Source organism: Spirosoma oryzae, from assembly GCF_003002825.1.
GTDB lineage: Bacteria > Bacteroidota > Bacteroidia > Cytophagales > Spirosomataceae > Spirosoma > Spirosoma oryzae.
In genome coordinates this window covers 168,068-181,247 of sequence record NZ_PVTE01000009.1, presented here as the reverse complement: position 1 = coordinate 181,247, position 13,180 = coordinate 168,068, and the positions used below count along the sequence as shown (strand labels likewise).

Here is a 13,180-nt window from a genome sequence, read left to right as displayed (position 1 = left end):
TCACCGGGTCAGGAGCCTGAATGGACGAGTTTGGTCCGTAATTCAATTCGGATTTATTCAGGTTTAATCCGGAAAAGAATCCAAGCTTCCCGTTTTTCCGTGGGTTCCCGTGTTAGTATAAAGTTAACATAAAAATGTGTTATAGATTATTGATTACCAATTAAATAGCATAGGGTGTTTCTAACTTAACCTGTTATAGTTATACTGGATCAATGAAGGGTTATATGTTTTACGGTAGAAAAATAGGGGTATGGTAAAGAATATTAACTTTTAAGAGTATCAAAAATGTTAACCAAATCGAACCAAAAATGTGTTAGAAATCTTTACTACTTGCGGATCAATCAGACTTTTATGAATCCTTTTATCTACTCGTACCGACTGCCGGTAATACGAGTCATTCAGTCGTCAACCATTAAAACTGTTTTTGAAGAAGATGTAACCCTCGATTATGAAGAACTACGGAAAGGGTATTACAGTGATCAACGATTAAGCTGTAAGCTCTACTATGATAAGACAACCGAAGACCTGGTATTTGGGGTACTGAGTCCATCCTCCCGGGATCTACTCTTACACATAACGTATACCCTGAAGAAGAACCAGGATATTGTCAAACTACGAGCGGTTGACGTCTGTAAAGCCGTACGATTCAGCCGCCCCACTTTTTATGCTTCGATTGAGCAGTTAATCAAAAATGGATTCTTGGCTCGGCGGTGTATGAATGAATACTGGATCAATCCCCATTACCTGTTTAACGGTAACCGGATAGAATATTTCAAAAAACATAACCCGGCTGCTTTACAGATTGTGGCTCACCAGAAGCGTGGTGCTACCCAGCCTCCCAAATCACCCATAGTTGAAGTTCAACCTAAATTCAGTTTCGATTCACTCTAACGATGATTCAAATTTTCACCACCGCTCATTGCTACCCGAATCCAGGCGGACCAATTCATACGGCGTATACCGTTCGGGAGAATAACCTTCTGGTTGATTCTAAGGTAAACCTGATCGATATAGCTGATTCAACAAACATTATTGGTGGTTTTCTGGCTGTCAAAGACGGTTTACAGTGGTTATCAGATCATCAACCTGCCGACAAAAAGATTCAGGTCTTCACTGATCAACAGTTCATTCGAAAGTATTTGGAATGGGGTTATACCGAACAAGTAGAAAAATTATACCAACGGTATAGCAATGAAACACTGGAACTTAGGTACGCGCTCAAACGGGAGCAGGGATACACCATTCAACTCCATTGGATTAACGGACAGGAAAATGAGGAAGTCAAGTCAATCCTGGCGGATTACCGCCGGGTCCACGTCCTTCATTAAGAGCTGATCAACCGGTAAAATCAAATCAATATAGGAATTTGTCTAGTAATTTGGTATACTTGAGACGTATACCAATAAGTAATTTTTGTATATTTGAGTTATAGTATAATCCTATTTGGGTTGTACAAATGTCGAACCATTTATACGAACGGATACTTACCTTTGTGGTATCGATTGTTAATCGTGTCCAAATTACGCCAAACAAATCCCTAACATGAAAAAGGTTGATGTCGAATTCTTTCACCGAAAAGATTTTCAGTTAAAGCGTCCCCAAACGTCCCCCGTTTTAGAAGGCAACGTAACCAAACGGGGTGAGATCGTACTGCACACTAAAGTAATTGAAGAACTGGATACGCCATTGGATGGCTACTTCAAAGTCGGTAAAGCACCGGGAAAAGGTCGGGCCAAAGAACTGATCGTAATGCCTGTTGAAGCTAACGAAGAAGACGACCAAATTTTGAAGCTTCAACGAGTAGGTAAAGGGTATGGTTTTAAAATCCCAGGTATTCTGCAGCAATTGAACATTGCTGATTTTCTGGATAAACAGTACCAGTACATGGTCGAGCTGTTTCAGTTCGAAGACGACCCGGAAAATCCGGCTTACAAATTCACCATCAAAGAAGGACACGTTCGACTGTAAATAGTCAATCCGTAAAACGTACGTATAGTATTAGCCGTTCGGTAATCCATTTTACCGAAAAAGCCCTCCGGAAGGTCCGGAGGGCTTTTTTATTTCCAAACATTTAATCCAAAACAAGCCATGAGCCAGGCTCATGGTGATTTGATAGTTAAAGTTATGAAACGAATCAATGGTTTACAATCTCCCCGTAATTATACGATTAACGGGCATTCGGCTAACCCCGCTATCTGGTCAGATGAAGAACTGTATTTTTTAGTAGACACGGTGTTTCCAAATGGTGACACTAGTAAAGTAGACACTTGCTTGGTCAAGGAAGCCTGTTGCAAGCTGAACCGGACGTTCAAAGCCTGTGAGCACTGGGCTTACCAGATCAAAAAAGAAGGCTGGTTACAGGACGTAACCGGTGTAACCGACAAACGGTATGCTTTGGAAAAAGCAGCCCGGAAAAAGAACACCATGGATTTTACCATCGAGTTTTTTACCCGGGCTGAGTGTGAAAAGGTAGGTTTGTATACTCCCGAAAAACATACATTTGTAACTTATCAGATTGCCGCTTAATCAATAGGAGTTGACTTCGTGAGTAAGTAGTACTACCATTGATCCTGAGATCAGGAGAACAATGGTTACTTACTTATCAACCCAATGAACGAAGATATCAACCAATACCTGGGTACGTATACCGTCAGGTGTTCAAAAAAGACCTTATTTCCGGTAAATATCAATTATGTTACACGATCGGTCTCACAGTTAACTATCAAACGGGGATCATCTAAAAACAGATTACTCATGATTCCTGATAATGAAGAACTATTTGAGGTTGTATTAACAGGTAATGAATTTGTACACGATCCTGAAATTCCTAATCCGAGTATTGTTGGAACCTTTACCGATGAAGGTTTACGATTTACAAGTGTAATCAGTCTTATAGATCAAAACCAGAAAAACATTCCCGAATCCCAATATGAATATATAGGTTACAAACAAACCACTTAACTATGAAAAAGCTGTATTATCTGCTATTACCCGTTGTGCTGGGTAGTAGCTGTAAATCCACTGAAGCTACGCCGGATTATACGGGTACGTATTCCATACGTTATCAACAGGTTGTATCAATCAATAGTACTATTTATAACACCCAACAAGGGGTTAGTTCGGTTGATATAAAGAAAGGCTCTTCTCAGGATCGTCTTTTATTAACTAGTTCACAACTGGGTGGACAAGAACTTATTATGAATGGTAAAACATTTACTGGAGATCCCAGTTATACCAATCAAAAATTGACAGGAGAATTTACCGAAAATGGTTTTAGCTACACAGCCGTTACTGGTAGTATAGCTAATACAGATAGTGATAAAGCGTATACAACAACGACTGTCACAGGAAATAAACAATAACGTTATTTAACTGGTGAAAACCAGTTGAAAAAAGGTAAATATTTATTTCGGCTATTATCCTTAGCCATTTGAATGGCTTCTTGTAGTGTCCACTGTGGTTCTACGGTTACAGTAATACTCGGGTCAGCCCAATCATAGATAGGTTTGATCTGATTAACTACACGAGCTATTTCATGGCAACAAGCCGTTGGTGACCCGTAAACCTGTTTTTCGGTAAAACGAACGACAATCCAATTGTTTTCTATAAAACAGGCATCCCGTACTTGATCAGAAGATTCTATAAAATGGATGGGCTCTCCGGTACGGCCAACGTAGGGCTCATCTATTTCTATGTCGATATACAGATTAAGTTCTTTTTCAAATAGAATAAAGTCGGGTGTATATAAATAATCTTCCCCCGCCACAGGTATACTAAAACCGGTTAATATTTTTCCTGGAAAATGTGTATTTAATGAATATAAAAATAATTCCTCAGAAGTTCCTTTAATTATTCTCTTTTTATTTTTAATAAGTGTTTTTGAACCTTTTAGTAGAATTGTAATTAATTCAGTTTTCAAACTTGCTTTATATTTTTCATCTTCTCTTTTTGTTAACTCTTCTTCCCATCTCTTTTTGGTAATTTTGTATGAATCGTATAACGTACGATAGTGTTGAACGTTTTTTTGATATTGGGGTAATTCAAAGGTTTTATAATTCTCAACGTCTGATTCGTAATTACTTTCTAAGTATTGGTTGTCTATAATGACATCTAATTTCTTGTTGGTTATATAGCGAGATAATCTCCAGCCAAAGAATATAAATAATAGGGTAGGTAGTAAAGTAAAGCGTCCAGTTCTTTCTAAATTTAATAAATTGATGACAAAAATAATGAATGAAGCAAATCCTGTAATGAAGGATCCATACTTCATCAAAACCAATAATGGAAAATCAGCTATAGGCTTTAAATCCGGTTTCTTCGGTTCGGTTGGTATAGTTGGTTTAGTAGGAAGTCGTGGAGGAGGGTTAATTGGTATATCACCTAGAATGATTTTGTTGATTACTGAAGGAATTACAATCAAAGGATATGTGCCCATAACAGTCGTATTTATTCTAGTATGTATTGCTTAAAAATAAGCCTACCAGATAGTTACATCGGTAGGCTCTTTTATCGAACGGTAAAAAATCAACAGACTCAGTGGCACTGCTTTATTAAACGGTCAACGATCTGATCCAGGTTGTCCGGACTCTGTTGCAGCCGGGTTGTCGGAGTTGGGTGCCAGCTACCTGTTTGTACACTGGTCATATCGTTATATACAGCAGCTACTTGATCTTCGTCTGTTGGATCAAGCTCCAATAAATCGTCTACCGTAAATGTCATTCCCGAAAGATTAACAATATCCGTTGGATTCTCATTTATCCATTCCGATACTGCTTTCAATAGATCGAGACTTACACCCTGATCCAATAATGATTGTAGACTTGAATGAATAAACGAGTTCTCCGGAGAAGACCCTGATACGGCAGGTAGCTGTTCCATACCCGTCTGAACAACCGGCTTTACCGGCAGATTCAACACGATTTCGTCCCCGGCCGGCTGCAACAGGTTCCACCGAAGATCGGCCCGGCGGAATACGGCCGGAGAGCTGATCTGAACCATGCGTTTATACCGATCGGCTTCGTCCAGCTGAACCTGACTGATTATCGGTTTGATGGGCGTAGCTTTCCCGTCTTTCTGTTTTAGTTCACCGGCTACCCGGTTTAGCTCGTCCAGCAGTTTTTTCTGACCCGACCGAACCCCGGCTACGTCGATCGAGGGGGAATACCAGGTCTGCTGCTGCTTTTCAGTCTTACTTAGTTTCCCATCCAGATCGGCCGGTTGCAGCTGTAGACTCAGTTTACCTTCATTCAGTTTATCCCCCCGGACTTCCAGCCGGTACTCTTTTTGCCCGATTGATAGATAGAACGACTGCTCCTGAGGACTAAACGATTCACCCCGCTGAATCAGTTGTTCCAGCTTAGCCATCCCGTCGGGCGATACTACCCGAAAGCCGTACACGTAGTTACTGCTCGATGAGGGGCTGCTGATGTAGTAATACCCGTCGTAGAGATCATTGACCCGGGCCGCCTGGTAATTCTGCAGGCTCTGCTGGATCACTGGTTGCCAGCTGGCAAACGCTTCTTCATCAATAGTAACATCGTTATCCAAAGTGGAAGCTACCTGTTTAATTTCAACAACTCCCGATTCGGTTCGGCTCTTACGGACGATCAGGTGTTTTCCATCGATTCCAAAACCCATCTCCGTTACCGGTACCAGGCCCTGATCGGTAAAGGGTTTACTGGCGGCCAGTTCCAGCTGCAGCCGGTCCAGCTGATGAACCAGCTCCGGACTAACCTGTCCATTATCCAGCAAACCCGTCAATTGCCCGGTATCCCGGTTGAATCGTTCGGCAGCGGCCATGTACTCCCCGAAGCTTTCCACGGCATTGACTAGCCGGGCCTTCTGTAAGAATCGGTAACCTGGCTCTCCCGTAATCGATAGAACCTGGGTCAATAGCGGATTTTCCGGTCCCAGTTCCCGTAGCTGACTTAGCTGGGCCGGCGAGAAGCCAGGCTGTTCCAGTAGCATCGGCAGGACAAACGAATTAACCCGTAAACTCTCCGATAAGGGAATCACCAGACTGCCGACCCCGGACTGCTTGTCCCGGCCCACCAGGTAGTAGGGAACCGAACTTCGCTGCAGGCCTGGATCCATCGACAGCGTCGTAGCTTCGTCCGATAGTCCCGCCTGCTGCCGGTCCAGTACTGACCAGTCCAACAGTTGCGATAGGGGTGTACCTGCCGATTGAGCCCGTATCAGATTCTGCCGGCTGTTTACCACTTTTTCCCATTCAGCCCGCAGAACCGGATCCGTTTCCAGCTTGTCCGGGTCGGCGTAGATGGGCTTACCGTCGAAGAGCAGCATTCCGGTCGTGTTGAACTTGTTGGCCAGACTACCGGGCTTCATAGCCGGACGTCCCAGCCGGGTGTAGAGTTCCTCGATTGCCGGATTGATGGTCTTAGCTTTATCCAGTACTGTCAATTGCTCGGGATTCAGCCGTTCCCGTTCGATTGGGGTGATACCCAGCTTCAATCCGTGTTTGATCGGATCGAATACCGGATTAGCTTCATCCTCGACTTCTCCGGGTGTTCCCAGATCGAACAGACTACGAATCGGCTTAACCGGTTGAGCTTCAGCGGATGTGACGAGGTCTGATGTCGTATTTTTGTCAACCGGTTTGGGAATGGATTCAACTTTCTCTGAGTCATCTTCGGTACTCGCTGTACCCAGATCAAACAGGGATGGAGCCTTGGGTTTTTCAGCCGCCTGTTTTAGAGCTGCTTCTACCTGTTTGGCAATAGCCGGTTCTCCGTACAGGGAGGTTTCCCGCTGATCCAGCGGTTGACCCAGTTTAATTTTCTGAATTAGTTTGTCAACTACGGTTGAACCAACCGGTAATTTTCCGGTATCGACGAACTGATTCCAGTCCGTATCGGAAACCGTCTCTGACGTTACCGGGAATTTTGTCTCGTACTGCCGGACAATTGTCTGGGATAGGGTCAAGGGATCTTCGCCCGGTTTACCCGTCTGGGCCTCGATAAGTTTTGTCAGTTCGGCTCCGGTCTGATCGGCCCGGCTCTGAACGGCAGCCACCCGGGGATCCCCTTTAACCAGTTCGGATAGAATCCGGATCTCGTCATCCCGCCGGGCTTTTTCGTCCGCTTTTTCGGCTTTCTTTTCGGTAATCAGTTGCCCCAGCTCCGTACGAACCGAGTCCGGATTCTGGTTGTAGTCGGATCCGTAGCGGGCCGTCAGCTCATCCAGGGAACCCAGGTGCAATTCGGCATCGGCTACTGAATCGAACTGACCCACGATTTCATCCCGCAGGGCCGTCCGGCTGGACAGGAGTTTTTCCAGTTCCTTTTGAACCTGTTTAGCCCGGTACCGATCCGTAGTTACCCGGTAATCCTCGAAGCCCTTCCGGCTGCTCAATCCGTTGAATAACTCGGTCAGCTTATCGATCGAAGCCTGAAGCTCCCCGACGTCGTAGCGGTCCTGTAGCAGCTGGGCCAGTTCGGTATGGGTGATCGTTTTCGGTAGACCCGTACCCATGTCCGGATGGGTCAGCTCGGCCTTGATCGTATCCAGTACGGCGTCATAGTCGGTAAAGTTACCCGTTTGAATCTGCTCGATGGCCGACAGCCGGGCTTCCAGCTCTTCCCGTTCAGCCCGTTGCTGAGAACGAAGCTGCCGGTCCACCCGGGCTACTTCCTCATCCGTCGGGTTGGTTCGGTCACCAGTAGGAGCCAGGCTTTGCTTGGCCAGACTGATCAAGCTGTCCAGCTCGGTCAGCCGGTTACTGATTTGTCCCTTCCGGGCTTTCCAGCCAGCAGGGGACGTCCAGTCGGTTTCCCCCAGCAGGCTGGTTTTACCCTGAAGCTTGGCTATCCGCTCCCCGTAGCTCTGCCGGAGGTAATCGTTGTGGAGCAGCTCGGCCCGGTAGGCTTCAAAGTCACGGTAGTCTTCCGACGAGGGGTCCTTCTTATACGGGTTGATAAACAGCGGAGCGTAACGATCATGGGCCCGCTGAAGGCTTTCCAGTTTGGTACCCAGGTGATCGATGATTCCCCGGAGTTTATCGGTTGGTACCGAGCCGTCAATACCGTAGGCCTGCCGGAATTCGTCGGGCCGTTTTTCGATGTCCTGTTTAAAGGAATCCAGTTGTTCTTTCAGTACCGAATCAGCTCCCTGCCGGACGAAGGGATACAGAAACGAAAACTCGGCCGAGTTTTTCTGGTTCTGAAAAATCCGCTGCTGGCCCTGGCTGGCCGCCTGGGCTCCCACGGAACTGGCTCCCAACACCGCGTTGGTCTCGGCTCCTTTGGTCAACAGATCGGCTCCGGCCAGACTACCCGTCAGCTGCTGCTGAATAACCCGCTGAAAGTCCGGCATCGACAGGTTGAACTGTTGGGCCAGGGCTTCGGCCCGTTTCTGCTGGCCGGGAGCCGACCGCCAGTCGAAGAGGGCCTTACTGCCCCCACCAAAGAGAGAACCAATCAGCATTCCGCCGATGAACTCGGTCCAGCCTGAGCTGGTCCCGAAAGCTTCCGACAGCCCATGGGTGGCCGCATCGAGTCCGTTCTGCAAATCAGCTTTACCACCGTGGTTGTATTTGTACTGGTAGTAGCTCTGGGTTCCGTCGGTAACGGCTTTCTGCAGGCTTTCTTCCAGACCTTCGGACAGACTCAGCAGGCCCTGGGTACCCACGGCTTTACCGGCTCCTAAACCCCGGCTGAACCAGCTGGCTCCTTCGGGAGCCGAACTGATCAGTGGTTTACTACCTTGCCGAACGGCTTCGAATACATTGGTACCTGTCTTTCGTTCGGCCCGGTACAGATCACCTTCCAGTCCGGAAAACAATTGTTTGGTGGCCGAGAAGTTTTTCAGGATCGAATCGATCTGAAACTTGTTGCTCACTCCCAGTAAGGCGTGATTCCACAGGTAGGTACTGTTACCGGCCTGCTGAGCCACCGACTGAATCCGGCTCCGGGCTTCTCCCGTGGCTTCCTGCCCCGTCTGCTGGTAGTATTGATCCAGCAGGGTCCGCTCCAGTTCCTTCTCGGCTCCGTAGCCTTCCAGACTGGCTTCGGAATTAGCCAGCAAGAAACCGTGCAGGGCCGATCGGGTGGAGAGATTACCCAGTGGCGTATCAATTCCACTCCAGAGCTTACCCAACCCCTGAATGGTGTCTACCCCGTGGAGAACTCCTTCGGCTTCCCGTTTGAGCCGTAGCGCATCATCCAGCTTATCCAGACTTTTTCCGATGGTTGATAAAGCCTTGAAACCCCGGACGAGTTTACCCGTCAGATCGACACCAACGGCAGCCAGAGAAATTCCGCCGGTTACCGGAGCTAAAGCCGCCCCCAGGGCTCCCTCGGCCAGACTGGTAGCAATGCCTGACAGCACAAACCCACCCGAGCGAACCAAGCTACCAAAGTCCGTACCGCCTTCTCCGCCGTAACCGGGAATTAAATTCTTCCAGGGATTCTCCCGGGCCCAGCTGGAGCTGTAGTTAGTCGTATCCTGGTTCAGCTGATCCTGCCAGTCCGATAGACCCCGCATCCAGGAACCTTCTTCACCCCGAGCGTAGTCCAGGGCTTTGTCGATTCCTTCTCCCTGCAAAAGACTCACCCCGGCTTTAACCAGCTGGGGGATGGCTAGGGGAGCCTGCAGGATCGAGGAGCCGGTAATACCCACCAGAGCTTTGGTATCGTTCCAGGTCCGGCTCCAGAACCCCTGCCCGGCGGCAGCCACGGCTTCGTTATCCCGGCCCCGCAGGTAGGTGTTACCTCCGTCGGTGTACCGGCTGGCTTCCTGGGCTTCCCGGCCGGTGAGCATTTCCGACTGACCCAGCTTCAGCAGGGTATCCGCCGGACTGGGTTTCCGGGCGGCTTCCTTAATCAGCGGAGCCGAAATGCTGCTGGCAATCTCCAGGGGAGACAGGGGCAGGGGTTTTGGCTCACCGGCTCCTTCGAATGGAACCCTGTTCGGATCAAATACAGGGTTAGGTGGTGTTGGGGCCTGGGGATTCATTAAGCGGCTTTACGGATGTGGAGAAATACCTGACCACCGGCCTTGATAACAGGGAAGGTCAGGGCTTCGACTTTTTCCAGGGCTTTACCGGAGTTCCAGCCCACGCCGGGCCGACCACCCGTCTCGGTATCCAGCTGGGTCACCGGGGCAATGCAGCCCAGCAGCTGCGGGGTTTTACCGGTACCGTCTTTTCCCATGGCCCAGTTGGCCGAATGGACTTCGATCATCGAGCGGCCGGGTACTTTCTTCAGCAGCAGGCTCGGACCGTGTTTGGGTGAATTATAGATCACTACCGGGTAGGTTCCTTCCGGTATACAGCTGATGCGGGGCTGGTTATCCTTCCAGGGTAGTTCGATGGTTTTACTGATTTCCCGCATTCCGTCGGTTAATGATCCGTTGGTACCGGTTGGATAGTAGGTCCGGTTCAGGTACAGGTTTAGTTCCTGTTTTTCAACTTGTGAATCGATCATGGCTTAGGGGAAGAGTTCGGGATCGGTGATGAAGCGGTAAAAATCGTGAATGGTCGGTTTGTAGGCCGGGTCAGTAGCTCCGTAGCGGGCTTTAAGCTGCCGTTCGATGTTGGTCGATGACCAGTTATCCAAACCGCCCGAGACGAACTGGATGGGTTTCTGCTGGAACACGGTTGGAATAAAGGGAACCCCGTTTTTAAAGTAGGGTGGAATCGGAATCTGTTTACCCTGGTAGAGTAGACCCAGTCCGTAGCCACTACTCGTTTTAACCGGTGATACCGAGAAGGCCAGCTGACTCTGAACCGGAGCAAAGGCTACGGCCCGTTTACCAGCCAGCAGGGCCCCTTTTTTATCCAGCTCGGATAGCAGGGCTTTCTGTCCGCCACCCTGTTCCGTACGGAGTTTATCGGACAGTACCGCATTCCAGTCGGCGGAGCCCATGAAATCGACCCGGGCCTTAAAGGGTACTTTCTCCTCTCCGTTTTTGGTAAAGCCCGATACTTCGATCTGCTGGGAATCTTTCAGTACCACCATCTGGGTAATCTCCCCGTTTTCCAGCTGAGACTGAATGGCCCGGAGCTGGCTGTTGGTGGCTCCCGCCGGGTCAACGGCCTGCTGGTCGATCCGGTGTTTGACGATTCGGTAGAGATCGGAGTCTTTTTTGGCCGCGTCTCCCGTCACCAGAAACCCCCGGTTATAAATACCTGATTTACCCAGTTGCTCGATTACCGTCTGCTGGGCGGGTTTGAAGCGGGCTTCCAGACTGGCCAGTTCCTGGGCTTTAGCCGAGCTGGTTATGGCCAGTCCACCCCCGCCGGGTACGGGTGTAGCCGTTGAAAACAGCTGGGGGTTACGGGCTTTTTCCAGCCGGAGCTGGTTCATCCGGTTTAGCTCAGCCTGGGTCATACCGGATTCCCGAATGGCCTGCTGTTCGATGTCTTTGTACTGCTGCTGGGCAATCCGGTTTTGGGCGGCTCCGACTTCGATCTGCTGGAGCATGGCTCGCTGCTCGGGTTTGAGCTGCCGAATCAGGTCCGGGTTATGACCGTTACCCTGCAGATACTGGTGGTAATCATCCACGATCTGCCGGGCGGCAACGGCTACGTTGGGAGCCACCGATTTGGGGTATTTGATCCCATTGATATTGCCGTCACTATCCGTACTGACCGTTAGCTGGGCCCGGAGTCCGGCCATCTTCTGCAGGTCTCCGTTACCTACGTAACTAACCACCAGATCCAGAATCCGGCCGTTCTGGGCCCGGGCGTCCGACTGACTCTGGGCCTGCATGGCTTCCAGACTGGTCGTCGTTACCTGGGAAGCTCCCAGGTCCACGGCTTTAAAGGCTGTATCCGGGGTAGAATACGAACCATCTCCGTTAGCCTGTAGACCCGTTTTAGCTTCCAGGTCCAGGAGTTTCTGTTCCCGCTGAAAGGCCTGCTGTTTGTCCAGGTGTTCGTCCTGTTTTTTCCAGCCGTAGAGAAACCGGTCGTTTTCGTTCTGCTCCCGGATTCGGAACTGACTACCCGCCTGCTCAAGGGCGGCCTGCCGGTCCTGGTGGGCCAGCTCCACCCCGTAAATCGGGTTAGCCTGAAGTTTCCGACTTTCAAAGCCGTACTCGGCTTGAAGGCCCGTTACGTAGCTGTCCAGGTGCATCCCCAGCACGGCTTCGTCCCGACTCTGGGAGCCAACGGCCCGGATCTGTTCTTCATAAGCCCGCATCTGCCGGCTGATCTGTTTGAGCTGCTGCTGGTGCTCAGTCCGGGCGGCTTCCTGCTGGGCGGGAGATCCCGTCGTCAGAGCCAATAATCCCTCTGAGTTATAGTCATCGGCCTGTTTGGCCAATCGGTCCCGGGCCGAGGTCAGCTGAGCCAGACGGGCCCGCTGGTAGCTGGGTGTATCGGTCGGCAGGTTCCGGGCTTCGTACTGGGCATCGATCTGGAGCTGGTTCATCAGAGCAGGATCTCCGGCCAATTCTCCCTGAACGATCTGCTGGATCTGCAGCGGGGTTAGGGCTTTGGTGGTCTGGATAAACTGCTGCTTGCCACCGACCAGTGTATCGTAGCCCCCCGTCTGAGCAATCTGTTTCTGAATCTGCAGCACCCGGTCCCCGATGATTTTCCGGTGGTTGACGTAGGGGGTAGCCCCGCCCTGAAAACGGGCTCCCTCGGATGAATCGGTACTGTAGGCCTGAATCTGCTGGCCCAGCAGCCACTCGTTCTGGGGAGCGTACTGCCCGGGATACTTTTTGGGGTCGGCTTTCCAGGTATCGATCTGCTGGCGGGCCTGCTGAATTCGTTTACCGTCTTCGATGGCTGACAAAATCCGCCCGTCCCGGCTGACTAGTCCCGAGAGTTGTCCGATCTGCTGCAGGGTGGTTCGGTCGGAAAAGTCGGCTCCCCCCAATCGGTTGAGCTGGTCGGTGAGCTGTCCTACCTTCTGCTCGTAGTAGGCTTTGTGACCCTGGTTGTAGATGGGCTGGGAAGACAGATTCTCCAGTAGACTATCCACCTGCTGTACCCCCTTATCGTAGGCCTGCTGGCGGGTGATCAGACTTTGGAATACCAGGTTCTGATCCAGCGGAGCAATGTAGTCGGGGGAAGAAAGGGTTCGGGAAATAAACGAAACGGCCATAGAAAAATAAAGAAAACCGGCAGACCCGTTAAGGTAAGCCGGTTTTAGTGGGCAGCAGGAAACCTGAATCGTTTAGGTTATACAGATTCTAGTCAGATTAAGTAAAT

General features: G+C 49.7%; 10 protein-coding genes. 6 read left to right on the top strand and 4 right to left on the bottom strand.

Annotation, left to right across the window (positions count from 1 at the left end):
- Window positions 1-351: 351 nt before the first annotated feature.
- The 6 genes from CLV58_RS12720 (at window position 352) to CLV58_RS12695 (ending at window position 3,362) form a co-directional block, all read left to right on the top strand.
- Window positions 352-891: a hypothetical protein gene (locus CLV58_RS12720; protein ID WP_106138198.1), complete on the top strand. Its 540-nt coding sequence runs from the start codon at window positions 352-354 to the stop codon at window positions 889-891.
- Window positions 892-893: 2 nt separating this feature from the next.
- On the top strand, window positions 894-1,328 hold the full coding sequence (locus CLV58_RS12715; protein ID WP_106138197.1) for a hypothetical protein: 435 nt from the start codon (window positions 894-896) through the stop codon (window positions 1,326-1,328).
- A gap of 214 nt (window positions 1,329-1,542) precedes the next feature.
- Window positions 1,543-1,968, top strand: coding sequence for a hypothetical protein (locus CLV58_RS12710; protein ID WP_106138196.1), 426 nt, complete (start codon window positions 1,543-1,545; stop codon window positions 1,966-1,968).
- A 120-nt stretch (window positions 1,969-2,088) separates the two neighbouring features.
- A complete protein-coding gene (locus tag CLV58_RS12705; protein ID WP_106138195.1) occupies window positions 2,089-2,526 on the top strand; it encodes a hypothetical protein in 438 nt (145 codons plus the stop codon).
- Between the two features lie 228 nt (window positions 2,527-2,754).
- On the top strand, window positions 2,755-2,961 hold the full coding sequence (locus CLV58_RS12700) for a hypothetical protein (RefSeq protein ID WP_106138194.1): 207 nt from the start codon (window positions 2,755-2,757) through the stop codon (window positions 2,959-2,961).
- 2 nt (window positions 2,962-2,963) lie between these two features.
- Window positions 2,964-3,362, top strand: coding sequence for a hypothetical protein (locus tag CLV58_RS12695; protein ID WP_106138193.1), 399 nt, complete (start codon window positions 2,964-2,966; stop codon window positions 3,360-3,362).
- A gap of 2 nt (window positions 3,363-3,364) precedes the next feature.
- Here the strand turns inward: CLV58_RS12695 and CLV58_RS12690 are convergent, their stop codons facing one another.
- The 4 genes from CLV58_RS12690 to CLV58_RS12675 form a co-directional block, all read right to left on the bottom strand.
- The gene (locus CLV58_RS12690; protein ID WP_146141428.1) at window positions 3,365-4,435 is read right to left on the bottom strand and encodes a hypothetical protein; all 1,071 of its coding nucleotides are present in this window, start codon (window positions 4,433-4,435) and stop codon (window positions 3,365-3,367) included.
- 98 nt (window positions 4,436-4,533) lie between these two features.
- Window positions 4,534-9,972 (bottom strand): hypothetical protein, encoded by a 5,439-nt coding sequence (locus tag CLV58_RS12685; protein WP_106138191.1) that lies wholly within the window; start codon window positions 9,970-9,972, stop codon window positions 4,534-4,536.
- Window positions 9,972-10,442: a DUF5675 family protein gene (locus tag CLV58_RS12680; protein WP_211300854.1), complete on the bottom strand. Its 471-nt coding sequence runs from the start codon at window positions 10,440-10,442 to the stop codon at window positions 9,972-9,974. Before CLV58_RS12680 ends, CLV58_RS12685 begins: the two co-directional genes overlap by 1 nt.
- 3 nt (window positions 10,443-10,445) lie before the next feature.
- Window positions 10,446-13,073, bottom strand: coding sequence for a hypothetical protein (locus CLV58_RS12675; RefSeq protein WP_106138190.1), 2,628 nt, complete (start codon window positions 13,071-13,073; stop codon window positions 10,446-10,448).
- Between the last annotated feature and the right edge of the window lie 107 nt (window positions 13,074-13,180).